Origin of the sequence: Leptospira ainazelensis (assembly GCF_016918785.1) — a bacterium.
GTDB classification, from domain to species: Bacteria; Spirochaetota; Leptospiria; order Leptospirales; family Leptospiraceae; genus Leptospira; species Leptospira ainazelensis.
In genome coordinates, this window is sequence record NZ_JAFFPT010000006.1 from 73,428 (window position 1) to 99,190 (window position 25,763).

19 protein-coding genes and 1 pseudogene are annotated in these 25,763 nt (G+C 43.2%); 12 read left to right on the forward strand and 8 right to left on the reverse strand.

Going from position 1 to position 25,763, the window contains the following annotated elements; translation table 11 throughout:
* The first annotated feature begins 136 nt into the window (after nt 1-136).
* Entirely contained in the window at nt 137-676 is a 540-nt protein-coding gene (locus JWG44_RS01460) for a DUF1564 domain-containing protein (RefSeq protein ID WP_205273220.1), read from the forward strand.
* A 218-nt stretch (nt 677-894) separates the two neighbouring features.
* On the opposite strand, the gene JWG44_RS01465 is transcribed toward JWG44_RS01460, so the two are convergent.
* The 3 genes from JWG44_RS01465 to JWG44_RS01475 are packed head-to-tail and all read right to left on the reverse strand — an operon-like array spanning nt 895 to nt 4,045.
* On the reverse strand, nt 895-2,169 hold the full coding sequence (locus JWG44_RS01465; protein WP_205273193.1) for a C40 family peptidase: 1,275 nt from the start codon (nt 2,167-2,169) through the stop codon (nt 895-897).
* A gap of 44 nt (nt 2,170-2,213) precedes the next feature.
* Nucleotides 2,214-3,518 (reverse strand): peptide MFS transporter, encoded by a 1,305-nt coding sequence (locus tag JWG44_RS01470; RefSeq protein ID WP_205273194.1) that lies wholly within the window; start codon nt 3,516-3,518, stop codon nt 2,214-2,216.
* Nucleotides 3,494-4,045, reverse strand: coding sequence for a cob(I)yrinic acid a,c-diamide adenosyltransferase (locus JWG44_RS01475; RefSeq protein ID WP_205273195.1), 552 nt, complete (start codon nt 4,043-4,045; stop codon nt 3,494-3,496). The genes JWG44_RS01470 and JWG44_RS01475 overlap by 25 nt, the downstream gene beginning before the upstream one ends.
* Nucleotides 4,046-4,373: 328 nt before the next feature.
* On the opposite strand from JWG44_RS01475, the gene JWG44_RS01480 reads away from it, so the two are divergent.
* Nucleotides 4,374-5,225, forward strand: a complete 852-nt coding sequence (locus JWG44_RS01480; protein ID WP_205273196.1) for a flagellin N-terminal helical domain-containing protein — start codon at nt 4,374-4,376, stop codon at nt 5,223-5,225.
* A gap of 314 nt (nt 5,226-5,539) precedes the next feature.
* On the opposite strand, the pseudogene JWG44_RS01485 reads toward JWG44_RS01480, so the two are convergent.
* From JWG44_RS01485 to JWG44_RS01505, 5 genes and pseudogenes are all read right to left on the reverse strand, one after another.
* Nucleotides 5,540-8,788 (reverse strand): annotated as a pseudogene (locus tag JWG44_RS01485) (efflux RND transporter permease subunit); the annotation flags it as partial.
* Between the two features lie 7 nt (nt 8,789-8,795).
* On the reverse strand, nt 8,796-9,893 hold the full coding sequence (locus JWG44_RS01490) for an efflux RND transporter periplasmic adaptor subunit (RefSeq protein WP_205273197.1): 1,098 nt from the start codon (nt 9,891-9,893) through the stop codon (nt 8,796-8,798).
* Nucleotides 9,890-11,278 (reverse strand): TolC family protein, encoded by a 1,389-nt coding sequence (locus JWG44_RS01495; RefSeq protein WP_205273198.1) that lies wholly within the window; start codon nt 11,276-11,278, stop codon nt 9,890-9,892. Before JWG44_RS01495 ends, JWG44_RS01490 begins: the two co-directional genes overlap by 4 nt.
* Nucleotides 11,279-11,324: 46 nt before the next feature.
* Nucleotides 11,325-11,744: a hypothetical protein gene (locus JWG44_RS01500; RefSeq protein ID WP_205273199.1), complete on the reverse strand. Its 420-nt coding sequence runs from the start codon at nt 11,742-11,744 to the stop codon at nt 11,325-11,327.
* Between the two features lie 191 nt (nt 11,745-11,935).
* Entirely contained in the window at nt 11,936-12,784 is an 849-nt protein-coding gene (locus JWG44_RS01505; RefSeq protein WP_002176528.1) for a flagellin N-terminal helical domain-containing protein, read from the reverse strand.
* A gap of 467 nt (nt 12,785-13,251) precedes the next feature.
* Between JWG44_RS01505 and ispH the strand changes: the two genes are divergently transcribed.
* The 10 genes from ispH (at nt 13,252) to JWG44_RS01555 (ending at nt 25,760) form a co-directional block, all read left to right on the forward strand.
* Nucleotides 13,252-14,190, forward strand: a complete 939-nt coding sequence (gene ispH, locus JWG44_RS01510; RefSeq protein ID WP_205273200.1) for a 4-hydroxy-3-methylbut-2-enyl diphosphate reductase — start codon at nt 13,252-13,254, stop codon at nt 14,188-14,190.
* Between the two features lie 189 nt (nt 14,191-14,379).
* A complete protein-coding gene (locus tag JWG44_RS01515) occupies nt 14,380-16,590 on the forward strand; it encodes a PAS domain-containing sensor histidine kinase (protein WP_205273201.1) in 2,211 nt (736 codons plus the stop codon).
* Nucleotides 16,553-17,815 (forward strand): response regulator, encoded by a 1,263-nt coding sequence (locus JWG44_RS01520; RefSeq protein WP_205273202.1) that lies wholly within the window; start codon nt 16,553-16,555, stop codon nt 17,813-17,815. Before JWG44_RS01515 ends, JWG44_RS01520 begins: the two co-directional genes overlap by 38 nt.
* Before the next feature lie 10 nt (nt 17,816-17,825).
* A complete protein-coding gene (locus JWG44_RS01525; RefSeq protein ID WP_205273203.1) occupies nt 17,826-18,188 on the forward strand; it encodes a response regulator in 363 nt (120 codons plus the stop codon).
* Between the two features lie 5 nt (nt 18,189-18,193).
* Complete coding sequence (locus tag JWG44_RS01530; protein ID WP_205273204.1) at nt 18,194-18,586, forward strand: STAS domain-containing protein; 393 nt, start codon at nt 18,194-18,196, stop codon at nt 18,584-18,586.
* A 2-nt stretch (nt 18,587-18,588) separates the two neighbouring features.
* Entirely contained in the window at nt 18,589-20,709 is a 2,121-nt protein-coding gene (locus JWG44_RS01535) for a chemotaxis protein CheA (RefSeq protein ID WP_205273205.1), read from the forward strand.
* Nucleotides 20,710-20,744: 35 nt separating this feature from the next.
* Nucleotides 20,745-23,690 carry a methyl-accepting chemotaxis protein gene (locus JWG44_RS01540; protein ID WP_205273206.1) on the forward strand — a complete coding sequence of 982 codons (2,946 nt, stop codon included), beginning with the start codon at nt 20,745-20,747 and terminating at the stop codon, nt 23,688-23,690.
* 14 nt (nt 23,691-23,704) lie between these two features.
* Nucleotides 23,705-24,223 carry a chemotaxis protein CheW gene (locus tag JWG44_RS01545; protein ID WP_205273207.1) on the forward strand — a complete coding sequence of 173 codons (519 nt, stop codon included), beginning with the start codon at nt 23,705-23,707 and terminating at the stop codon, nt 24,221-24,223.
* Nucleotides 24,220-24,720, forward strand: a complete 501-nt coding sequence (locus JWG44_RS01550) for a chemotaxis protein CheD (protein WP_205273208.1) — start codon at nt 24,220-24,222, stop codon at nt 24,718-24,720. Before JWG44_RS01545 ends, JWG44_RS01550 begins: the two co-directional genes overlap by 4 nt.
* Nucleotides 24,720-25,760 (forward strand): protein-glutamate methylesterase/protein-glutamine glutaminase, encoded by a 1,041-nt coding sequence (locus JWG44_RS01555; RefSeq protein WP_205273209.1) that lies wholly within the window; start codon nt 24,720-24,722, stop codon nt 25,758-25,760. Before JWG44_RS01550 ends, JWG44_RS01555 begins: the two co-directional genes overlap by 1 nt.
* The last annotated feature ends 3 nt before the right edge of the window (nt 25,761-25,763 follow it).

Consider the following 25,763-nt stretch of genomic DNA (forward strand, 5'->3'; position numbering starts at 1 on the left):
TTTCTGAACCTGTTTGGAACTTGGAAAGGTGGGGATGAAACTGTTTTCGGTACTCGGGAAGATTTTTTTTTAAGAATTTTTTCTTTTTTTCGGAGGAATCAATCTGTGGAAGACTCTTTTGAGAACCGTTCTATGTATGGCCACCTTACTTTTGAATTCCGAACAAGAGATTCGTTCCATTCTCCAGGAACACAGAACGGAAGTAGCGACATTGCTCATTCCGAAATCCACGTTGTCACGTTATGAAGAAAGGGAGAGAAGAATGCTCTCAAGGAAAATTCCAATGCTTTTGATAAGATACGGAAAATACCTGACTTCCATAAAACGTTTGGGGAATAAGGCCGGAAAGACCTTATATCAACCCAGTTTTGGGGGCGAAGAGATGAAAAGAATGAATGTTCGAGTCGGCACGGCGACCTGGTCCTTACTCGGAGTTCTATCGCAGACACATGGCGTGTCTCGTTGTTATCTTTTTAATTATCTCCTTTGGTTGGATGACATTGGAGTTGGAAGTTCTATCGTACGAACTATGAATGAGGGAGCTCCCACATTTCACAGAAACTACAGATATATCCTCCACCTCGATTTCTACGAAAATCGAATCAGTCGACGATTAGAATGCGATCCGTCCCATCTTTTCTCTGTTTTAGATTACCGAGACTGGTTTGATTCTTAAAAAAAGACAAGAGCTCTCTCGCAATCTTTGGAATATTTCAATTTCCGGAACTGAGCGATTCTCCTTTATAAAGAGGGAATGCTCTCCGTAAAAAAACATTTGACTTATGGTTCAAGAGAAAATGGTCGAGACGAGTTTACTTCTCCTCTCAACCACGACCTTCTAATATGACGAACATTTTTATATTCACTTTCGGATAAAAATCCTATCAAGACTTTTTAAGGATTTACCTTCTTAAAAACCCTTCTTGAAGTCACATAACGATCGACCCACCATTTCATAGAAATCTTATCGATAACTACACCTCTTGTCGAAGACGCATGAGAAAATTCTTTATCCGAAATAACGAGTCCTACGTGTGTGATTTTGCTCTGGTTGGGTGAAGCCGAAAAGAAAATGAGATCCCCGGCACGAAGGTCTTTGTGTGCAATATGACTTCCGGACTTTGCCTGATCTCTTCCTAAACGTGGAACGATTTTTGCGGGAACCCCGACCCTAGAGTCGGTAAGCGAGCTAAACGTAAAGCCAGAACAATCGACCCCTTTTTTAGAAGTCCCACCCCAATAATAAGGTGTTCCCTGCCATTCTTTAGTGACGGAAAGTAAATTCGAAGAACGTAATACTTCCCAGTCGGTTTTTCCAGGAGCAACCGGAGCATCAGGTTCTACTTCTGGGACCAAAGGTGGCTCCGGAATATTCTCTTCAAAACCAAATTTTGGTCTATCTCCGATTACAATTTGACCGGCAGAATCCAGCCCGCTGTCCAAGGTGCGCGCGGTAGCGATTGATGCCGTCCAAGAATCCAAGGATTTACTCTTTGTTCCGGAGTGAATCTTCTTTAATTGAGCAAGCAGATCGGATGCAAGCGTATAACGGTCGTTTGTTGGATTTAAAAAGATAGCTTGGCGAAATGCGGAATCCGTTTTTTCAAAAGGAGAAGAGCCGCCTTTTGCGGGGAACATACTTAAGATTCGAGAAGCCAATCTGTTTTCAGGAATTCCCACATTCTTTCCTGCGATCAACGCCCTTCCGCCGGACAATACCGAAAAGCCGTCCCAGCGGGATTTGAGCGCCGTCGATAAAAACACATTTCTGATTTCTTCTCGAATTCCCGCTTGATCGGTTTCTTTTACAAATAAGGAGACAAGTACGAAATCTTTTTCAGAGAGTTTTTGTTTTGCAAGTGCAGGAATCGCGTCTTCTGATTCCGTAAAACGCATTCCGGAAAGAGAAACGTAGTATTGATTTACGATCAATTGGGCGACTGCCTCCGGAGCCAAACCTTCCATGATTGCCCATGGAATCGTATTTTTCGTAATTTCGATAACTTTTGGATCCTTGGATTTTCCGCCCAATTTCTGAAAGACAGAATTCTTAATCAGGAGCGTCTGTCCGGTTTCAAAATCTTCCTTCAAAAGTTCGGAAAACGGATCCGCATAAATTCCGGTTTGTGATAAAAAAAGAATCCAAATTGTAAACAGAATTCTAAACATAAGAATCTCCTAATATATTAAAAACGTTAAGAAAGAATCCGGACTTACAAATCTCCGCCATGCATCCACGTTTGAAACTTCTTTCTTGCCAAGTATAGAATCAAACTTCCTATAAATGCCAATCCGGCAAACATTCCAAAAAAAGCCGGAAAACTCTCGGTGCTCATGAGTCCCCCTAACTTTCCAGTTAGAATTCCTCCAAAAAAACTGGAGATAAACCAAACCCCCATTAAGAAACCGCCGAGATGATTTGGAGCTAACTTGGTTACGAGAGACAAACCAACTGGAGAAGTAAACAATTCTCCGATCGTGATCAAGGCTACCATAAGAAGAAGCCAAAGTGGTGAAATTTTGCTTCCGAGTCTGAAATCGTAGGTGGCTCCGATCAAAGTAAGATATCCGAAACTTAAAATCAGAAAACCGTAGGCAAATCGCGTGGAAGTATCCGGTTTTAGATTTCTTTTTGAAAGAGCGGTCCAAAACGAAGCGACTAAAGGAGCAAACAATAAAATCAACAGAGGATTTAAGGATTGAAACAAAGGGGTTGGGATCTCATATCCGAATAAATTTCGATCCACGTGCCGGTCGATAAAAAGATTCATCGAAGAGCCGATTTGTTCAAAAACTCCCCAGAAGATGATCATAAAAGTTGCAAAGATAAAAATGACAGCCACCCGTTCTCTTTCTTCGTTGGTCAGTGGAACCGGTGTAGTCGATTGATTTAGCTGATTTTTTTTTCCCGGTTCAAATACGCTTTTAGGAATAATTCTCTGTCCAAAAAGAAAAATGAGGATCCCAAAAAGAACTCCGAAGGCCGCGACCCCAAATCCGTAACCCCAGCCAAAAGCGGCGCTGAAATAACCGCAGAAGATCGGACCCAAAAAACCGCCGAGGTTGATTCCCATATAGAAGATCGTAAAACCGGAGTCTTTTAGATGATTTTTGTTTTCTTCTTCGTAAATTCTTCCCATTACAGTCGAGATGTTCGGTTTAAAAAACCCGACTCCGATGATCAGCAAGGCTAATCCTAAAAAGAAAAACGGCTTTGTTTCAAAGGCCAGACTCAGATGCCCGAACATCATAAGCGTCGTTCCAAGAAAGATGGAAACTTTAAAACCGAGATAACGATCCGCGAGATAACCGCCGATCAAAGGTGTGAGATAAACAAGTCCGATATAATAACCGTAAATATCTTGTGCTACAGGATCGGAATAGTGAAAGACCTTCGTCAAAAATAACACAAGCAAAGCCCGCATTCCGTAAAAACTAAAACGTTCCCAAGTTTCCGTTAGAAAAAGAATCGAAAGAGATTTTGGATGGGAATTTACGCTTTTGCTCTGGAAGTCCATGTCGGTTCCTGGATATTTTCCTCTAAGTTCGCATAACGTGCGGCGACAAAAAAGTAATCGGAAAGACGATTCATAAAAATCATCGGAGAAGAAAGAATTTCGAGTCCTTCCTCCTTATAACGAACCATTTCTCTTTCCATTCTTCTGGAAACCGTTCTTGAAATGTGTAAAAAAGAAGAAGCCTTTGTTCCGCCTGGAAGAATGAATTTTTTCAGAGGAGTTAATTTTTCCTGCATCTGATCGATCTGATTCTCCAAAAAAGAAATATCCTCTTCTAAAATACAGGATTCTTCTTTGGGACGAAAACCCGCTAGTTCGGATCCGAGTTCGAAAAGTAAATTCTGGATCGTTTCTAAGGGAGAATGAAGAACGCTTCCCGTCGGTAAAAAAGCCTTCACAACTCCAATTGTGGAATTGAGCTCATCCGCAGTTCCATACAACTCCACTCGACGATCGGATTTCGGGACCTTGGCTCCGGTTGCCAATGACGTTTGTCCAAAGTCCCCTTTTTTAGTATAAATTTTCATAATTCCTAAACTTGCCCTGAACTTCTCAACCGAGGATGAGACAAAATACGATCAAAACATTCAGAAAACGCGATGGAAAGGAAAGGATTTTTTTAGACTAAAAAGGAAAAGAGTTGCTTTTACGGAAGAATGTAATTAATATTTTGACAAAACTTCCCTAAACTTAAGTTCGGCTCCCTCCGGACAAAACTTTAGGAAAAAAATATAAAAACTTTCACCTCCGTTCCAAACAGAGTGGAAGTTCGCAGTGGATAAACAAAGGCAGTTTTCTGCCCCAAAACTTCGGCCCGGACGGATCCGGGCAACACGATACAGGGAGGTTGTGACAATGATCATCAATCACAACATAAGTGCGCTCCGTACAAATAATGTACTGAAGAGTGTGAATAAAGAATTGGATAAGACCATGGAGAAACTCTCCACCGGGCAGCGGATCAATCGCGCCGGAGACGATGCTCTTGGTTTTGCGATGTCCGAAAAAATGCGTACTCAGATCCGCGGTCTTGCACAAGCGGAACGAAACGTAATGGACGGGGTTTCCTTTATTCAGGTAACGGAAGGAACTCTGGAACAAGTGAATAACATTCTGCAAAGGCTTCGGGAACTTTCCATCCAGACTTCGAACGGAATCTATTCGAATGAGGATCGAAAGTTGGTTCAACTGGAAGTCGATCAATTGATCGAGGAAGTGGATCGAATCGGAAAATCCGCCGAGTTTAACCGAATCAAGCCGCTTTCCGGAGACCATTCCAAACAATCGAATAAACCGATTCAACTTCAGGTTGGTCCAAACCAAAATGAAAAACTGGATATCTTTATCGATTCGATGAACGCCACCGGTTTGCAGCTGATGACAAATGGAAAGAAACAAGCCCTTTCCTCTCCGTCCAGCGCCAACGCGATGATCGGAATTTTAGATACCGCCATCTCCAAAGTCAATCAACAAAGAGCCGATCTTGGCGCCTACTACAATCGTTTGGAAATTACTTCTCAAGGATTGCAGTCCAGTTATGTGAATATGGTCGCCGCTGAAAGCCGTGTGAGGGACGCGGATATGGCCGAGCAAATCGTGGATTACACAAGAAACCAGATTCTTACCAAAAGCGGTTCCGCAATGCTTGCACAGGCAAACATGAGACCGGATCAGGTAGTGAAATTGTTAAGCGACCGATTTGGTTGATCGATTTTTCTTGAGACGTTGTTTTAAAGCCGCCCTTCGGGCGGCTTTTTTGTTTATTCTCCATAAGTAACCATTCTGCTCTCGCGGCTCGTTACTTACTTCTTCCCTTTTGATTCTTTTATCTTAGAATGGTCGTGTTCCTTTCCGGAATTTTTCTCTTTTTCTTTTCCGGATTTTTTGTGTTTGGAATGATCGGAATCTTTTCCATGTTCCCGGTGTTGATTCGTTGAATCTTTACGGTCCTTGTGATCGCCCTCATGCGCGGTGATCTCGGCCCCGGATAAGAATCCTTGTTTTCGCTGCGTCGGATTTTTAAATTTAAAGAGCGAGGAAAGCTCTCCTTGTTTCCAGAGTAAATAGATCGGAGGATAGACTAACAATTCTAAGATAAAACTCGTTACAAGACCTCCAACCATCGGAGCCGCGATTCGTTTCATCACATCCGAACCCGTACTCTGCGACCAAAGGATCGGCATCAGTCCCATCATTGCCGCGAGTACGGTCATAATTTTCGGTCGAACCCTGTGAACGGCGCCGTGCAAAACGGCGTCGATCCATTCTTCCGGATCGCGTAGCCTCCCCTTTTTTCGGGCGTCTTCAAAAGAAAGATCCAGATAGAGAAGCATAAAAACTCCCGTTTCTGCATCCAACCCCATGAGCGCGATCATTCCTACCCAAACCGCAACCGAAATGTGATAGTCTAGGACATACAACAATCCGATCGCTCCAATCAAGGAAAACGGAACCGCGAGGAGGATAATCAATGTTTTTGCATACGATTTAGTATTCGCATACAAAAGTAAGAATATAATAAAAATCGTAAGTGGAAGGACGTATTTCATTCTTTCCCGAACTCGAATCATGTTTTCGTACTGGCCGCTCCATTCTATGGAATAACCGCTCGGAAGCTGAACTTTCTCCGAAACGATCTTTTTGGCGCGATCCACGTATCCTCCGATATCCGTTGTGGACGGATCTACGTAAACGTAACCAGCAAGAAATCCGTTTTCATCCCGGATCATGGACGGACCGGTTTTGACCTTAATGTCCGCGATTTCATTTAGCGGGATATGACCAAAGGTCGAAGTTGGGACGAGTATGGATTTCATCTTTTCAACAGAATCTCTTAACTCTCTCGGATAACGAAGATTTACCGAAAATCTTTCCCTTCCTTCTATGGTTTGAGTGATCGATTCTCCTCCGATGGCGGATACTACGATCTGTTGAGCGGCGTCTACGGATATATTATATCTTGCTAAACTTAATCGTTTTAATTCAACATCGAGATAATAACCTCCCGCGGTTCTTTCCGCAAATACACTTCGTGTTTCCGGAACCGTTCTGAGAATCGATTCGACGTTAACTCCGATCTTTTCGATTTCCTCCAAAGAGGCTCCTAAAACTTTGATTCCAATCGGGGTACGCATTCCGGTGCTGAGCATGTCGATCCTCGCTTTGATCGGCATCGTCCACGCGTTAGTCGCTCCGGGAAATTGCATCTGCTCGTTGAGAATTTTTACCAATTCTTCCTTTGTGACCCTTTCCGATGTAAATAGAAGAAAGGGCCATTGTAGAATTCGAGGCCAAGAGGAATAAAATCGATCCGCTTTTCTCCATTCTTCTTTTGGATGTAGAAGGATTACGGTTTCCATCATGGAGAACGGAGCCGAATCGGTCGCGGTCTCCGATCGCCCCGATTTTCCAAAAACCCTTTTGACTTCGGGAACGGATTTGAGTTTTTGATCCATCGCGGTCATTAATTTTTCAGCTTCCGCAACGCCGATTCCGGGTAATGTGGTCGGCATATACAAAAGGGATTCTTCATCCAGAGGAGGCATAAACTCCGACCCTAAACTCAGATACACAGGAATCGTAAGAATCACCAAAACAAATCCGGTGGAGATGGTTTTTTTCGGATTGTGTAAAACCCAACGGCAAGCCGGTCCATAAAAGCGAAAGAGAATTTTACTGACCGGATGTTTTTCCTCGGGATAATATTTACCTACCAAAAGGCCTGTTGCGAGTTTGGATAGGAGTGAGTTTTTGAAGACAAAAGGATCCATTCTTGTAAAAAGCATTCGAAAGGCCGGATCCAGAGTGATCGCGAGCAACGCCGCAACCGCCATTGCAATGTTTTTTGAATATGCCAAAGGTTTAAACAACCTTCCTTCCTGATCCACAAGTGCGAATACCGGAAAAAACGCTACTGCGATGACGAGTAAGGAAAAGAAAACGGAAGGTCCGACTTCCAAAAGCGCTTCCAAACGGACTTGGTGATAATCGCCGATTCTTCCGGAAGTTTCCCATTCTTCCAATTTCTTATATGCGTTTTCGACTTCTACGATGGCCCCGTCCACGAGAACTCCGATGGAGATCGCCATTCCGGAAAGGGACATGAGATTGGCGTTGATATCCAATAGATACATCGGAATAAAAGTGATCAAAACGCTGATCGGAATCGTAAGAATCGGAATGATCGCCGATGGAAAATGCCAGAGAAACAAAAGAATTACGGCGGATACTATCAACATCTCTTCGATCAGTTTCCACCGAAGCGTCGAGATCGCATTTTGAATCAACTCCGATCGATCGTAGGTGGTTATCAATTCGGTTCCGCTCGGCAAATTTTTTCGAATCGATTCTATTTTTGTTTTGAGACGTTCGATGACGTTTAACGCGTTTTCGCCGTGTCGCATTACGATCGTTCCGGCCACGACATCCCCTTCCCCGTTCAGATCCGCGATTCCTCTTCTGATATCAGGGCCCAAGGAAACTGTAGCCACGTTTTTTACAAGAATCGGGGTTCCGTTGAGATCGGTTCCTAAAGATATATTTTCGATGTCTTCCAGGGAAGAAAGATAACCCCTTCCCCGAACCATAAATTCCGCACCGGAAAGTTCGACCAGCCTTCCGCCGGTTTCTTGGTTGCTTTCCCGGATTTTTCGAACCAAGGTTTCGAAATCTATATTATAGGAACGTAAAGCATTTGGCTGGAGAGTGATTTGATACTGTTTTTTAAAACCTCCGATCGAAGCTACTTCGGAAACTCCCGGAACCGCGTTGAGTAAATATCTAAGTTTAAAGTCCTGAAAAGTTCTTAGATCGGAAAGAGAAGAGTTTCCGGTAGTATCCGAAAGAGCATACTGATAGACCCAACCGACCGAACTCGCGTCCGGACCCAATTCCACCTTCACTCCCGCGGGAAGATTGGATTGAATTCTCGTTAGATACTCGAGAACTCTGGATCTTGCCCAGTAGATATCGGTTCCATCCTGGAAGATCACGTAGACGTAGGAATAACCGAAATCGGAAAAGCCGCGAACCGCTTTGATTTTAGGAGCTCCCAAAAGAGAAGTGATGATCGGATACGTTACTTGGTCTTCTAAGATATCCGGGCTTCGATCCCAACGGGAATAGACGATCACCTGCGTATCGGAAAGATCCGGAATCGCATCCAGGGGAATGTTCTTTAAGGAAACAAAGGATCCCAGAAGTAATCCGATCGTAACCAAAAGAATTAGAAATTTATGATTTACTGAAAAACGAATGATATTCTGAATCATGACTACCTCAGTGAGTATGTAGGGCGGAACCGAAACGGATCCTTGCTTCGGAGTCGATCAGGAAAGTGGACTCGGAGACGACTCTTTCCCCTTCCTTCAGCCCTTCCTTGATTTCAGTCCAATCTCCGGTGTTTAAACCGGTTTTCACGGAAGTCGCCAAAAAACGATCCGGTCCGGTTTGTACGTAAACGATTTTATAGGCGCCGGTATCCAGAATCGAGGAAGTCGGCACGCTCAGAGTTTGTTTTAGTGGAATTTCAATTTCCAAATTCCCGAACATCTGAGGTTTGAGTTTTTGTTGTTTATCCTCGATCTCGCTTCGCAGACGAAGGGTTCGGGTGTTTTTATCCAGGATCGTATCGATACTTCGAATCGTTCCGTGAAAAGTTGTATCCGGATAGACGTTGGTTTTGAATGAAATTTTTAAACCGACATGAACCGAAGAAAAATCCGATTCATAAATTTGAGAATAGATATGAGACCGCCCGAATTTTCCTCCTAGGATAAGTTCGGATGGATCCCTTTTACCGGAAGTCCAGAGCCGGATCTGATCCGTGGAAAGCCCCAGCTGTCTCAAACGAATCTGAAGATTCTGCCCACCGAGTGAGGATCCCGTATCGGAGAAAAATTCCCGAGAACGTAGCATTTCCTTATATTCGGTCAAAGCCGTATACAATTCGGGATCATAGGCTACGGTAGAATACGCCGAGATTTTTTTTGTCAGATTTCGCTTCAGAACAAGATCGGTTTTGATACCGATGGATTGTTGTTTTTCTAAGGAAAGAAAAAGCTCCCGGTTGGAAGAAACATCCTCCAAAACGTTCTCTGATTTCTGGGAATCGGTTTCTTGAGGAGTCGGAGCTTTTTTTGTCGTATCCGAAGGATTCATCGTATTCGAAACGGAAGCGGAACCTGCGTTATGCTCTTCGTGTTCTCCGTGATCTTTTTTTACGAGATCCATATTACAGATCGGACAAGTGCCGGGACGGTCCGACGTATAAGTCGGATGCATTGGGCAATAATAAATTTCTTTTTCTTTGGCGCAGTTCCAAACAAAAACCAAAAGTAGAAGAACGGAGATCACAAAACGAAATGGGGACTTCATAGACCGGCTCCTTTTGTTTTGTGAGCGGAATGTGAGCCTTCATCGGGATCGGTGTAAATTTGACTCAAGATACGAAGGACGTTTAAAATCGATTCGTTTTTTCTTTCGATCAAATCCTCTTTACGAATCTGCGCGTTGATGACTTCCACCTGAGTTATGAGAATATCCTGAGGACTCGCCTTTCCCGGGACATACAAGGATGCATTGGCGCGGACCACTCTTTCCAATTCAGGAATCAATTTTTTTTGAAGAATTTCGATCTGCCTTTTGTAACCGCCGATGAGTTCTATGTTTCGATGTAGCTCCGAGATCACCTGACTCTTGACTTTCTCCGCCGATTCTTTTCCTGCGTCGGCTTCTCTCTCATACTGACCCGTAATACTTTCCCATTTGAGAGCGGACCAAACGGGAATTCTTACATTGACTCCGAAACTAAAAAGATCGCCCCGGTATTCGGTAGTGTCCATCACTCGATAGTCCAGTGGACCACGATCGATCGCAAAGTTTTGGTTTCTCCGGTTCATATAGGAAACAAAAACTTCGGTTTGAGGGAGAAGGGAAAGTTTACTGAGTTTTGCGGATTCTTTGAGTCTTTTTTCGCTCGTAAGATAAGACTTGTATTCCGGATTCTCAGTCGCAATGGATTCTAAGGAATCTCTCAAACTTAGAATCATAGATTCATTTTCTTTAAAGTAGTTTTCGAGATTTAAAGAGGAAAGATCGGAAAAGGAAAGTTTCTCCTCGATTTGAAAGTAACTCAACTGGGAGGAAAGGTCTTTTAGATTTGTATCGTATTCGGTCTCTTTTTCAAAGGATTCAGTTTTGGCGACAGTTGCCTTCAGACTTCCCGCGAGCGATATGTTTCCGGAAGAATAGTAACTTTCCGAAATATTCTTCTGCGCCGAAAGGATTTGCATAATCTTTCCGTTTAGGATTTTTTTGTTCTGAAGTCTTTGATATCGATTGAGTTTGGAGAGAAGATCTCCCAAAAGCCGATTGATCCCGGAAAGATAACTAAAGCCCGCTTCTTTCTCCATGTATTTGGAAATTTTTTGCTCGGCTCCTAACTTTCCCGGAAACGGAAATTCTTGAGAAAGAGAAACCTCGACTCCCGTCATCGTCGGAGTATCCAAAGGTCTGTCGTTAAGAGCGTAACCGTTTCGGGTAGGAAAGTTACGATAGGCGACACCGATTCTCGGATCCGGAAGAATTCCCGAGGCTTCCGTATGCGATTGATGTGCGTGGGTCAAGTGACCGAGGGACTTTGCCTCGGGGTGTTCTTTTGCAATCAATTCCAAAACCGAGTGCACGTCTTTTTCTTCTCCAAAAATAGGAAAGGAAAAATAGAATAGAAGAATGATAAGATAAATCCGTAGAGAACTCATAGGTTCCTCCTAATTTTTTTTAAAAAAAGAAGAATGATGAGTCGGATTAAATTCTGAAAATTTGAAGAAAGGATCGCGGAGTTTTGAAATCGGAAAGAGAAAAATTTTGGTAACGATTGAGACTTAGATGTGAATCCGTCGGATTGAAAATCCATTCGGTGGAAAAGAAAAATAAAACGAGGATTTCATTCGATTGAAAAAGTTTTTGGATTTCGAAACGAAATTCAACTGTCGAATCGACCTTTACGATCTCCGAAGAACAACAAGGCGCCGAAGATTCGGAAGAAGTCGAATTGGAAGATTCTTCATGACAAGGTGGAAGAGATTGTTCGGAGATCGTCCGAGAAAAACCCGGCATTCCAACCGGACAGATTCCGGAAAAATTCATCCAAGACGCGCAAAGAAGATTGAATCCGATTCCCAAAAGGAAAAGTCCCCCACTCCATTTACGAATCGTTCCCATCATCTTGCTTCTTTGACTTCTGAATTTTCGATTTGGAAAGAAAAAAAGCCCGGAGATTCTTATCGAACACCCGGGCTTCAGAGTCGTACGGCGATTTATAACGGGAATTATAAATCCAATTTAGATATCGTTCTTTTCCGGCGATTGCTTAACTCTTCCGGCCGAAATTAAAGTCTTTCAGCCGGAAGAAACGGTTACTTCAGAAGCTGGAGAACCGTTTGCGGTTTCATATTGGCCTGAGCCAGCATAGCGGTAGCAGCCTGAGTCAGGATCTGATAACGCGTGAAGCTGGTCATTTGCTCGGCCATATCGGTGTCACGGATTCTGGATTCCGCAGCCTGGATATTCTCATAAGCGTTCATGAGACCCTTAGCGGCGTGCTCCAGACGGTTGTAATACGCGCCTAAATCCGCTCTCTGTTTAGAGATGGAACGAAGCGCGTCGTCAGCCAATCCGATCACTGAGTTTGCCTTGCCGGCAGTAGAAAGAGAAATAAACGTTAAAACGGTAGGGTTTCTAAGACCCAATGCCGCCGTATTCATCGTTTCAATGTAAACTCTTTCTCTCTGGTGCATGTTTGCACCCATGTGAAACCACATACTCGCAGTCGGATTCAACCTTGCGAAAGCTCCCGTAAGGAGTTTCATTTTGTTGAATTCGGCTTGAGAAGCGATCCGGTCGATCTCATCGACCAACTGGGAAACTTCCACTTGGATCTGTTGTCTGTCTTCTTCGGTATAGATACCGTTTGCAGCCTGAACAGCCAATACGCGGATTCTTTGAACGATCTCATGAGTTTCCTGGAGATATCCTTCAGTAGTCTGGATCAGAGACATACCATCTTCAGTGTTCATTTCCGCTCTTCTAAGACCCAGAATCTGAGTTCTCATTTTTTCGGACACTGCAAGACCGGAAGCGTCGTCACCTGCACGGTTGATTCTCATTCCGGAGGACAACTTCTCTATGTCCTTACCCATGTTTTCGCTATTGAACTTCAATGTTCTGTGTGCGAAAATGGCACTGATATTATGGTTGATAATCATTCGGTTCCTCCTTGAATCCGATTCCCTAACTTAGGGGGTAATGATTTTTCAAAGGTCTTCCTTGACCTTTTCAAAGAATCAATCGACCCTTCCCGGAAATCCGATAACGGTCTTTTTTATAAGATTCTAAGATAAAATTCTCTTCCTGATAAAACCGACTATGTCCTAAAACGCCTTCAATAGAAAGGCGTTCGCTGAGTGAACGCGATTTGTGGAGCCGCCCATTCATCGACGTGAGATCCTGAGGATAGAGCGCGCTACAGCTGAAAAATTGGGGAGCATGCTCCCGACAGACAACCCGTCGGAGCAAAGATTGAGTTTTCTCGAAGGTTCCGCAACACCGTTGTAAAAGAAAGGATGCTAAGAAGGTTTTACCTTTTTTAGTCGCAGAAAAACGGATCCTAAACCGAGTTTTTTGATTCTTTGCCGGAATGAATTTCGGAGAATGGTATTCGGACGGAGTGACCATGTTAGAAAAGATCTATTTAGCCAACCCCAGAGGATTTTGCGCCGGTGTAAAGTATGCGATTTCTTACGTGGAACAGGTTCAGGCGAACGCGGCGGAACAAATCTACGTTCGAAAAGAGATCGTTCACAACAGACGGGTCGTCGAAGACATGAAAAAAAGAGGAATCCTTTTTATCAACGATCTCGAGGAAGCTCCGGACGGAGCGACCGTCGTATTCTCCGCGCATGGAGTAGCTCCCTCGGTTGTAGAAGCCGCCAAAAATCGGGGAATGAAAATCGGAGACGCGACCTGTCCTCTTGTAACTCGCGTTCATCGTAAGGCAAGAAGAATCAAAGACACACACCAGATCATCTACATCGGACACGAAGGACACGACGAAGCGATCGGGACGATGGGAGAAGCTGCGATGTTTCTCGTAGAATCGCCGGAAGACGTCATTCAACTCAAAGATAAAATCGATCCAAACAAACCGCTTACCTATTTGATGCAGACTACATTGTCAGTTGCGGATACAAGAAACGTAGTGGATCAGATTGCTAAAACTTTTCCGTTTGTGGAACATCCTGCAAAGGATGATATTTGTTATGCGACCACGGAAAGACAAGAGGCAGTATCCGAAATGATGGAAAAGATCGACGCGATGCTTGTAATCGGAGCCGATAATAGTTCCAATTCTCTAAGACTTTTACAACTCGCTCAAAAGTCCAAACCTCATTCCTTCAAAGTGACGGGAGCCGACGATCTTTCCAAAGAGTATATTCAAAATAACGAAATTAAGATATTGGGATTGACCGCAGGCGCATCCACACCTCAGGTTCTCGTGGACGAAATCATTTCTAAATTAAAAACATTCTACCCGGCTGCGGTGGTAGATTTATTTCCGGGATCCAGGGAAGACTCTATGAACTTTAAACTTCCCACCAATCTGCTTGCCTAAAAAGTCGAACTTTTAGGCGACATAGAAATCAATTATTTCCTAGATTGGTAGAATGCAACACTCCTCAAGGGGTGGTTTTGGTTATAAAAAACCGTCATTTTAGAATTTTTTACTATCCGAATATCATTCCTTAAGAGTGAGAAAAGAAAAGTATTGATCTTTTTATAACTTTAGAGAAGTTTGCGGGCCGTGGAACGCGACCTAAAAAACTTTGAGCTTTCGCAAGAATTGTATGAAATTCTGGTAAACCAGATTTCAGATTCTATATTAGTTACGGAAGCTCTTTTAGATTCCCCTGGTCCCCGAATTATTTTTGCAAATCCCGCATTCTGTAAGATGACCGGATATCGGTTGCAAGAATTGATCGGTCAAACCCCTCGCATTTTTCAAGGCCCCCTCACGAACCGAAAGACGATGGTGGATCTAAAACAAGCCCTCCAATCGGGAAGCGATTTTTCCGGAGAAACGATCAACTACAAAAAAGACGGGAGCTCCTACAACGTAGAATGGCATATATCGGCGATTCGAGACGGAGAAAGTAAAATTCTCTACTATATATCGATCCAAAGGGATATCACCGAAAAGGTGAAAAAAGGAGAGTTTGCAACAAGACGTCTTCGTCTGGAGATGGGAATCACGGCGGCCACACAGATTCTACTCTCCACATCGACGGAACTAAAAATCCTAAAATATGCGATGGAACAATTTTTGGTCTTCGTGGATTCGGAGCGACTTTATCTTTTTAAAAATACCGAAAGTCAGGACGAGGCGGAACTCTTTCTGGAAGTAGTCGATCCCTCAATCGAATCGACCAAAACCCCGCTCACAAAATTGATATCCTATACGAAAAATCATTCCCGTTGGAAAAAAATTTTTTCCTCGGGAGGTTATTTACAGGGCGCCATTCGGGAATTTTCAGAATCGGAAAGAATTTTTTTCGACGATAGACAGATTCAATCCATCACTTTGATTCCGCTTTTTGTATCGAATGAATGGTTTGGATTTGCCGGATTCGAGAATTTTAAGACCACACAAGTGGTAAAAGAGGAATTATTCACGATAAGAACCTTTATCGACTTGATCAGCGTCTTTTTAGAACGAAAAAATATATTAGAAGAATTGAAAATTCATCGGGAAAAACTAGAAGTTCTCGTCCAAGAAAGAACCGAAGAGTTGATTTTGCAAAAAGAAAAAGCCGAAAAAGCAAGTAAGACGAAATCCGAATTTTTAGCGAATATGAGCCACGAATTGAGAACTCCCCTAAATTCAATTATAGGTTTTTCTAGGCTGATGCAATTGCCGGATGAAATGGAAAAAGAAAACAAATACAAGGATTTGATTTTTCATTCCGGTGTTCATCTACTCAATATCATCAACGATATCCTGGATGTCTCCAGAATCGAGGCAGGAAAATTGGTCTTAAATCGTTCCGAGTTCGATCTTAAAAATTTAATTTCCACTTCGATCGAAATCATCCTAGGCGAGGCTATTACCAAAAGAATTCAAATTTCTTTTGAAGTTCAACCGGAATCGGATGAATACGAAATGAACGGAGATCCAAAACGGATCCGGCAAGTCCTTTTGAACCTCATCGGAAACTCGATCAAGTTTACTCGGCCTCCGGGAGAAGTTTTTGTAATCCTCAGGAAAATCGGCGACCAATATCAGATTATCGTAAAGGACACCGGAATCGGAATTCCAGAAGCCGAACTTTCAAAAATTTTCGATACCTTTTATCAGATCAAGGGGGAAAACCAAGGCGAGTTCGAGGGAAGCGGTCTTGGTCTTCCTATCGTAAAGAAAATCATCGATGCCCACGGAGGATCCATCAGAGTTGAGAGCCAGGTGGGACAAGGAACGACCATCTCCATTCTTCTTACTCGTGTTCCGCTTGAGATCCCTATCGCCTCGGAAGTCTCGCAGTTCAATCCAAGTATACGGAGCGAGAATCCGGAAATCGAATATCCGGAAGGAATTAAGTCGTCTTTGATCTTAATTGCGATTCGAGATCGGATTTTTGACTCCGCAATCGAACGTTACTTCACAATTCATTCTCAAAAATTCATCGCACTCCATTCTGCGGAAGATTTTTCAACAATTTCTCAAAAAAGCCTCGATTCTCACAAAATTTTATTATATGATACACATCTCCTCTTGGAGGACATAGGGATCGTCAAGGTTTTAAGGACTTGGTTGGTGGAAGAACCCAATAACAAGGCTCTTGTCCTTTTGGATACTGCGGATATTCCGGTTCCGTTTCGCGAAGAGCTGCTTCCGTTTTTTCCGGATTATACGATTCAAAATCCTTTCTCCCTTGATAAATTGAAGTCGATCTTAGTTGAAATTCAGAAGGAGCGAACATTTGGAAACAGAATTGAAAAAGAAGACATCACTTCATAGTATTCCGAACGATCCCGTTCTGATCATTGAAGATAAACAGGAAAACAGTATTCTCCTGGAAAGTCTTTGCGACGAAATTGGCGTCAAACACGAGTTAGCCGTGAATGGTGCGGAAGCTCTGAAGATGATCGAAAATCAAAAGTATTCCCTTTTTATTTTGGATCTGATGATGCCGGTTATGGACGGCGCTTCTTTTTTAGTCAAACTCAAAGAAACACATCCGAATGCGGTAGTTCTCGTTCAAACGGCGATTGATCGTTCCGAAAAAATCATCGAGATTATGAAACTCGGCGTTTTTGATTATATCCTCAAGCCGATCTATCCTGACGTTTTTATCAGAACGCTCCAAAAAGCGCTGAACTACTGTTATCTGAAAAAAATGGAAGAGAATTTGGCAGACATCGAAAGCCAAAAACTTCGCAGTCAATTGGAATGGCTTACCTACAAAGAAACAATTCGTAAATCCGATAGTGAGTCCTTTGAAAAAACATCCATTTATAGCTTGAAAACTTCCCTTTCTCAAGGAAGTGGGATCGGAGCGATGACAAGTCTCCTCGATATGGTGGACTCTGTGAAGGTTCCCGAAGGAAATCATTACAAGGTGGATAAGGAGATTCTGGATCTTCTTCTTACGAACAATCGAATTACTAAAAATATGCTTTTGGGTTTGGAAAAACTTCTCAATCTGATCGACAAGGAGCTGGATCCATCGGTCCTTTCTACGAACGAAATTTTGGATCAGATCAAATTGCTTCCCGAAGAATTAAAAACGTTTCTGCTCGCGAAAAAAATCACCGTCAATCTTCCTCTTTTAAAAAGAGAATATAAAGTCAAAGTCAATCTATCGATTTTGACCATGGCCTTGGAGGAGCTTTTTCTCAACGCCTATAAATACTCATCAGTAAGCGCTCCGATCGATATCTTTGCGAATATCAATCAAGGATACTTTTGTATCACTTTTAAAAATAGAGTGGATGCAAGACCTTACGGTGGAATTCCCGAGAAGTTCGAACAACTGGTCATCCAACCTTTTTTTAGAATCTATCCGCCCGTAGAAAACGTCTCCCATCTGGAAAAATTCGGCCTGGGGTTGGGACTTACGGCAGTGGATCATATCGTTAGAAAACACAGCGGACTTTTTTTTATTCACAACGCGAACGACCACACTTCCGAAGACATCAGTCTTTGTGTACTCGCTGAAATTTTTTTACCGTTAGTTCAATAAGGAGATTGGAATGAAACGAATTCTCATCGTCGACGATTCTGCAGTATTCAGGAAGATTTTAAATCTTCATCTCAGCAATTCCGAGTTTCAAATCGTGGAGGCGGTGGATGGAAAAGACGGATTGGATAAATTACAAAATGATAAAGTAGATCTAATCGTCAGCGATATGAATATGCCGAACATGGATGGAATTACTTTCGTAAAGGAACTCAAAAAGGATCCGAATAATAAATTTACCCCGATCATCATGTTGACCACTGAATCACAGGAAGACGTGAAAACCGCAGGTCTTGCCGCCGGCGCCAGGGCCTGGCTTACAAAACCATTTTCACCCGAAGAACTGGTTCAAACGATCCACAAACTTCTACCGTAAACAATATGGCATTTGAAATTAAAAAAGAATCCGTAACCTTTCGCTCCGATAACGCTCAAGTTTCGGGTTTGAAGATTTGGATCGAAGGAGAACTTACGATCTACGACGCTTTAATATTAAAAGAAACGTTCGATACGATTCTTAGAAATTCGAATTCGATTTTGGAAATCGATCTTTCCCGCGTTTCAAAATTGGACACTTCCTGTTTGCAGATCCTTTTGGCCCTTAAAAAGGAAGCGAGAAAGAAAGAATTTACGATTCGTTTTATCAATCATAGCCACGCGGTTTTAAAACTTATCGATCTCTACGGTTTAACGGGTTTTTTAAGAGACAAGATCAAACTCCAAAAAGAAGACCTCAAAGAATTCTCCTTTCAATACGGAATGGGTAAGGATTGAAGATGGATCTATCCGAAGTAAGGGACACGTTTGTTTCGGAGTCGTTGGAACTCCTTTCTTCTATGGAATCGAATCTTCTCGTTTTAGAGAAGGATCCGAAAAATTCGGAATGTATTCATTCCGTTTTTAGGGCGATTCATACGATCAAGGGAACTTCCGGAATGTTCGGATACGAACCGATCGAAAAGTTTACGCATGAAGTGGAAACACTTTTAGATCGTATTCGATCCGGGAAACAAACTCTGACCAAAGAAGGAATCGAATTTCTTTTTTTAGCATGCGATCACATTCGAAGTATGGTCGAGACTGTGACGGATACCTTGGTCTTGGATCCGAAAACTTCTCGAAAACAGGCGGAGTTGACCGTCCTTGCGAAAAAATTACTCTCGGAAACTTCCGCGGTTTCCGGCTCGGAATCGAAGGGCGACGATTCAAAAAATTCTTCACTCGGTTCCAAATCGGGTGTCTCTTCGAGTTCGGCGCATTGGCAGATCACTCTCATCCCCAACCTTCATCTTTTTGAATCGGGGATGGACACGTATACGTTTCTAAAATATCTCTCTCAGTCCGGCAAAATCAAACACCTCTACATATATCCTGAATCAATACCGGACTGGTCCGATTTCAATCCGGAACATTCTTATCTTGGTTTTGAAATTTCCTATGAATCGGTTTTGAACGGAGAGGAGATTCATTCCACGCTTGAATTTTTAAAACAAGGAAGTTATATTAAAATCCTCCCTCCTCTTTGCGACCTTGATCTTTTTGATGAAAACTCTAATGATTTTCCATTCGGAAAAGAAGCCTATCTCAGCGCTCTTGAAATTCAAAAAGCTCTAAAAACCGAGGAGATTCAAAATCTTAGAAACGGCTTACGTTCGGCTTTGATTGAACCGGACGCTCCTTCCAAAGAAACGGGACAAGAATCCGAAACGCTCCGGATGCAAACGAAAACTCTGAGGGTCGATTCGGCCAAGATCGACGCTTTGATCAGTCTTGTAGGAGAATTGATTACTCAGGAGGCGAACCTCAGTAGAAAGATCATCGACTCGGAAGATACTCAGTTGATCGAAAGTTCGGAGTCTCTTTACAGACTCGTAAGCGAGATTCGTGAGTATGCTCTGAGTCTGCGTATGGTGCCGATAGCCGATCTTTTTGAAAAATACAAACGAGTAGTAAGGGATCTTTCCAAAGAATTAAACAAACAAGTTGAGTTGGAAATTTTTGGCGGCGAAACCGAACTCGATCGATCCGTAATCGAAAAGATCGCCGACCCGATGGTGCATATTCTTCGCAACGCACTTGATCACGGCATCGAAACTTCGGAAGAACGAATTCTGAAAGGAAAATCTCCCGCTGGAAAACTTCGGATCCAAGCAAGCCACGGAACCGGAAGTATTCTCATTTCGATAACCGACGACGGTAAAGGTTTGGACGCGGAGAAAATCGTAAGCAAGGCTATTACCAAGGGTTTGATTGGAAAAGATCAAATTCTTACCGAGTCCGAAATCTATTCCCTTATATTTCAACCCGGTTTTTCCACGGTAGAAAAGGTAACAAATCTTTCCGGACGCGGGGTTGGAATGGACGTCGTACTTAGAAATATTGAATCCTTGAGGGGTTCCGTACAGATTCAGTCCTCTAAGGACAAAGGAAGTTCTTTTTTGATTCGTTTGCCCCTTACGCTCGCGATCATCGACGGATTTTTGGTAAAAGCGTCCGGTTCCAATTTTATAGTCCCTATGCAATTAGTCAGAGAGACCGTGGAATCCAGAGCGGACCTCGACGATTCAGCCGCCGGAACGATGAATCTTAGAAACGAACTCGTTCCCGTCCTTCATCTTTCCCGTTTTTTATCGATCGAGATAAATAGTTTAGATAAAGAGAATATTGTAATTTTAGAATATGAGGACCGAACTTTTGGAATTGTGGTAAACGAACTTCACGGAGAGGTTCAGTCCGTAATTCGCCCCATGGCGGAGATTTTTAAGAACGTGAAGTGTTTTAGCGGAACTTCTATTTTAGGAAGCGGTGAAATCGCTTTTATTTTAGACGTTCCCGGTTTGTACGGCCTGATCAGAGATCAGGAAATTTTGAGAAGCAAGGAAGCTTCCATTCGTTAGAGATTATTTAGACTTTTTGAATTTGGAGAAATCAAATGTTTCGAAAAAGCTTAGGAATTTTTATTGGTCTGGCAATTGTACTGAACGGTTTTTTATTCTTATCCGTTCAAAATTTCAATATGCCTACCTCCGATACGGAGACAGCGAGCGAAAGTCTTTTGGGAATTTTTCCCGCCGTAAACGAATCTTTGCTCGTTACTGAAGAAGCGGTCGCCGAATTTACAATTCATTTTTCAATGGGGAAAGATCGAGATACACTCGCCTCCGATTTGGGTGCGGTTGAATCGAGTTTGAAAAAGTTAAAGAATCTTTTGTCCGATTCCAAACAAGCCGAGGATCCTGAGGTTCGGAAGTTTGAGAAAAGTATTACGCTTCTATTTACCTCTACGGGCGAATTTAAAGAAAAGATATCCGCCTCTTCCGATCTCAAAAATGACTTCCCGGATCTTTCCAAAGTGGATTTTTATTCCGAACTTTCTCAGTTTAGAAAGGCAAGAAGTTCATTCTTAGCTCAATCCTTAAAAGAAACCGAACTTGCGTCTTTGACGCGAGGAGGTGGCAATAACTTTTTAACTACGATCTTAGGATATTCTTCCATATCGATTTTTCTTCTCGGCCTTCTTTTTTGGTCCGGTAGATTCGGTCAGGGAACATTTCAGAAGTTCGAACAAGAATATTTACGAATGAGAACCGCTTTAGAAAACGTGACTACCAATATCATGATGGCGGACTCTAACTTGAACGTCGTGTTTATGAACAAAGCGATCCGTTCTATGTTCGGTCAAGCGGAGATGGATATAAAAAAACAATTGGGAAATTTCAATCTTTCCAATTTGATGGGAACGAATATAGATTCTTTCCACAAAAATCCGGCGCACCAACGAGGTCTATTAGGCCGGATGACGGAAACCTTCCGATCTTCGATCGAAATCGGAGGAAGACAATTTGATCTAATCGCAAATCCGATCATCGACGAAAAAGGAAACCGTCTCGGTTCCGTCGTGGAATGGGCAGACGTAACCGAACAAAATAAAATTCTTTCGCAAAGAAAAATTGAAAACGAGGAACTTACCCGTGTCAAGGTCGCGCTGGATAACGTGACTACCAATATTATGATGGCGGACGCAAACTTGAATATCGTTTATATGAACAAGGCGATTCGTTCCATGTTCGGTCAAGCGGAGATGGACATCAAAAAACAACTGGGAAATTTCAATCTTTCCAATTTGATGGGAACGAATATAGATTCTTTCCACAAAAATCCGGCTCACCAACGAGGGTTATTGGGAAAACTAACCGACGTATTCCGATCTTCGATCGAAATCGGAGGAAGACAATTCGACTTAATCGCAAACCCGATCATCGACGATAAGGGAAACCGTCTTGGCTCCGTCGTGGAATGGGCAGACGTAACCGAACAAAAAAAGGTCGCCGCACAAAGGGAAATCGAAAACGAGGAACTTACGCGAGTCAAGGTCGCTTTGGACAGTACTACGACGAACGTCATGATTGCCGATAACGATTTCAACATTCGTTATATGAATAAGGCCGTGATTGAAATGTTTCAGAACGGGGAAAGCGATATTAAGAAACAATTTTCTCAGTTCAATTTGAAAACTCTGATCGGCTCAAGCATCGACACCTTTCATAAAAACCCGGCTCATCAGAGAGGAGTTTTGAGCAATTTCACGAACGTCCACCGTGCCTCAATCAAGATCGGAGTGAGATCTTTTAATCTGATAGCCAATCCGATTATCGATGGAAATGGAAAACGTTTAGGTTCCGTCGTGGAATGGTCCGACGTAACCAATGAACTCCTAGTTCAAGAGGAAGTGGAAAGAATTGTATCGGGCGCCGCTCAAGGCGATTTTGGAACCCGTATTTCTTTGGATTCCAAAACGGGCTTTTTTCTCAATCTCAGTCAATCGATCAATCAGCTTTTGGAAGTGAGTAACGTTGGGCTCAACGAAGTTGTCGACGCATTGGAAAGAATCTCCGCGGGTAACTTGACTCAAAAAATCACGAACGAGTATCACGGAACTTTCGGAAAATTAAAAGAATATTCCAATACCACGATGGACAAACTGAACGAGATCATCGGCGACATCATCATTCGATCCTCAAGTCTGGTGACTTCCGCTACCGAAGTTTCTTCCACCGCGAATTCTTTGAGCCAAGGAGCTTCCGAACAGGCGGCGAGTGTGGAGGAAACAACCTCTTCTCTCGAACAAATGACCGCTTCGATCGATCAGAACGCGCAGAATTCCCGTCAAACCGAGCAGATTTCTTCCAAATCCTCCAAGGATGCGGAAGAAGGCGGAAGCTCCGTCTTGGAAACTGTGAAGGCGATGAAACAGATTGCGGAAAAAATCAGTATCATCGAAGACATCGCTTATCAAACGAACCTCCTCGCCTTAAACGCGGCGATTGAGGCCGCAAGAGCCGGAGATCACGGAAAAGGATTTGCGGTGGTCGCATCCGAAGTTCGTAAACTTGCGGAACGAAGCCAAAAATCGGCGAATGAAATCAGCAGTCTCGCCGGCAATAGCGTTGCGATTGCTGAAAAAGCGGGAGAACTGATTTCTCAGATTGTTCCTTCGATCCGAAAAACGGCCGACCTTGTGCAAGAGATCACCGCCGCGAGCGACGAACAAGCCGCCGGCGTTTCGGAGATAAATAAGGCGATGGGACAGCTCGATCAGGTTTCTCAACAGAACGCTTCCGCATCGGAAGAGTTGGCCGCGATTTCGGAAGAAATGAATTCTCAAGCGGAACAATTGAGGGAATCGGTTCTTTTCTTTAAGATCGTGGACGGAGAAAACAAAAGATCGACTAACGGAGGATTGACGACTCCTCGGACTTCCTCCGCTCCGTCGATTGCTGCCCGTAAGACCGTCTTACCCGCAAGAAAAGAGGTAATCGCAAAACCGAAATCGGACAATACGGGAATGTCTCCCGCCGATAAATTTGAGAAATACTGAACCGGAGTGAAAGTATGAGCGCGATGGAGGACAATCAATTTCTCACCTTTTATTTGGGAGAAGAATGTTACGGAATTGGAATATTACATATTAAAGAGATCATTGAATATTCCGGTTTGACGAACGTTCCCTTGATGCCCGAATTTATTCCGGGTGTGATTAATTTACGAGGGAATGTGGTTCCGGTCGTGGATTTGAAACACAAGTTTTTCAAACAGAAGATAGAACCCGATAGGAAAACCTGTGTGATCATTGTGGAACTTCATTCTTCCGATACCGGGGATAAAAAAAAGGAAAGAACCGATTTGGGAATTCTCGTGGAATCCGTAAACGAAGTAGTTTCCATTGCGGCTTCTGAAATCGAACCCGCGCCAACTTTCGGTTCTCGTATCAAAGTGGACTTTATTCTCGGAATGGCGCGTCAAGAGGAAGGTTTTATCATCATCCTGAACACTGAAAAGATTCTAAACTTAGACGAGTTGACTTCGATGGAAGAGAATCAAAATATCGAGGCGCTCGTAGAAAACGCATGATAGAACCGGATATAGTTCGGGATTTATTTTTACAACCCGGCGGGTTTTGTTGGGGGCAAAAAAATTTAAGAATCAGAACACTACTCGGTTCCTGCGTTTCGATTTGTTTTTGGAATCCGATTCATCTTTCGGGTGGAATGGCGCACGTGATGCTTCCCAATCGTCCGTCCGGAGAAACCGCCCTAGAGTTAAACGCCAAATATGCGGACGACGCTATTCAACTATTTTTTGATAAGATTCAAGGCAATGGCGGTAGATACGGTCAATATCAGATCAAACTTTTTGGAGGAGCTTCTATGTTTTCCACAGAGGAAGAAAAACTTTTAGAAATCAAATCCGTTCGAGACATAGGGATGAAAAACATACATTCAGTAAAAGAAATTCTCGCCAAAAATCACCTACCGATCGCCTCCGAGGACTTAGGAGGATTTTCCCATAGAAGAGTATTTTTTTCCTTATGGGATGGGGAAATTTATATCGAAAGGCCGAAAGCGTAATGATTCAGGTTTTTATTATCGACGATTCTGCGGTCGTTCGCCAGGTTTTGACTCAAATTCTTACAAAAGATCCGGAGATTGAGATCGTCGGTTTTGCTTCGGATCCGATCTTTGCCGCGGAAAAACTTTCTACGATGTGGCCCGACGTTTTTATTCTGGACGTGGAAATGCCTAGAATGGACGGAATTTCTTTTTTAAAAAAGATCATGTCGGAAAGACCTACTCCCGTTATCATTTGTTCCTCGTTAGCCGAGAAGGAATCGGAAACGGCGATGCTCGCGATGAAACTCGGCGCTATCGATATTATCGAAAAACCGAAGTTAGGCGTAAAAAGTTTTATCGAAGAATCCGAGATTCTTTTTACGGATTCTATCAAGGCGGCGGCGAAAGCGAGGATGAAATTTCATTCTTCGAAAGAATCGTTTTCAACACTTCCAGACTCCAAACCGATCAAAGCGGACTTTTCCAAAATCAGCACCACGGATAAGCTGATTGCGATCGGAACTTCGACGGGAGGAACGCAGGCGCTCGAATTCATTCTTACAAAATTGAACGTTCACTGTCCCGGTATCGTAATCGTTCAACACATGCCTGAAAAATTTACGGAAGCATTCGCCAATCGTTTGGATTCAATTTGTGAGATTCAGGTCAAAGAGGCAAAGGACGGCGATCCCGTCAAAGAGGGATCGGCATATATCGCACCCGGAAACCGGCATATGGAGATCTATCTGAGCGGAGCACAATTTCGTATTCGGATCGTGGACGGCCCTCTTTTCAATCGACACAGACCTTCCGTAGATATCCTTTTTAATTCGGTCGCTCAAGTTGCTGGGAGAAATGCAAAGGGTATCATTCTTACGGGAATGGGAAGCGACGGCGCCAATGGACTTTTGAAGATGAGACAACACGGAGCTTCCACGATTGCACAAGACGAAGCCACCTGCGTAGTTTTTGGTATGCCGAAAGAAGCTATCTCGAGAGGAGCGGCCGATACGATTCTCCCACTTTCAAAGATCGTGGGAGAAGTTCAGCGTTTTTGAATA

Coding starts and splice junctions, on each gene's coding strand:
- JWG44_RS01460 (WP_205273220.1), top strand. CDS start 137: ATGGCCACCTTACTTTTGAATTCCGAACAAGAGATTCGTTCCATTCTC.
- JWG44_RS01465 (WP_205273193.1), bottom strand. CDS start 2,169: ATGTTTAGAATTCTGTTTACAATTTGGATTCTTTTTTTATCACAAACC.
- JWG44_RS01470 (WP_205273194.1), bottom strand. CDS start 3,518: ATGGACTTCCAGAGCAAAAGCGTAAATTCCCATCCAAAATCTCTTTCG.
- JWG44_RS01475 (WP_205273195.1), bottom strand. CDS start 4,045: ATGAAAATTTATACTAAAAAAGGGGACTTTGGACAAACGTCATTGGCA.
- JWG44_RS01480 (WP_205273196.1), top strand. CDS start 4,374: ATGATCATCAATCACAACATAAGTGCGCTCCGTACAAATAATGTACTG.
- JWG44_RS01490 (WP_205273197.1), bottom strand. CDS start 9,893: ATGAAGTCCCCATTTCGTTTTGTGATCTCCGTTCTTCTACTTTTGGTT.
- JWG44_RS01495 (WP_205273198.1), bottom strand. CDS start 11,278: ATGAGTTCTCTACGGATTTATCTTATCATTCTTCTATTCTATTTTTCC.
- JWG44_RS01500 (WP_205273199.1), bottom strand. CDS start 11,744: ATGATGGGAACGATTCGTAAATGGAGTGGGGGACTTTTCCTTTTGGGA.
- JWG44_RS01505 (WP_002176528.1), bottom strand. CDS start 12,784: ATGATTATCAACCATAATATCAGTGCCATTTTCGCACACAGAACATTG.
- ispH (WP_205273200.1), top strand. CDS start 13,252: ATGTTAGAAAAGATCTATTTAGCCAACCCCAGAGGATTTTGCGCCGGT.
- JWG44_RS01525 (WP_205273203.1), top strand. CDS start 17,826: ATGAAACGAATTCTCATCGTCGACGATTCTGCAGTATTCAGGAAGATT.
- JWG44_RS01530 (WP_205273204.1), top strand. CDS start 18,194: ATGGCATTTGAAATTAAAAAAGAATCCGTAACCTTTCGCTCCGATAAC.
- JWG44_RS01535 (WP_205273205.1), top strand. CDS start 18,589: ATGGATCTATCCGAAGTAAGGGACACGTTTGTTTCGGAGTCGTTGGAA.
- JWG44_RS01540 (WP_205273206.1), top strand. CDS start 20,745: ATGTTTCGAAAAAGCTTAGGAATTTTTATTGGTCTGGCAATTGTACTG.
- JWG44_RS01545 (WP_205273207.1), top strand. CDS start 23,705: ATGAGCGCGATGGAGGACAATCAATTTCTCACCTTTTATTTGGGAGAA.
- JWG44_RS01550 (WP_205273208.1), top strand. CDS start 24,220: ATGATAGAACCGGATATAGTTCGGGATTTATTTTTACAACCCGGCGGG.
- JWG44_RS01555 (WP_205273209.1), top strand. CDS start 24,720: ATGATTCAGGTTTTTATTATCGACGATTCTGCGGTCGTTCGCCAGGTT.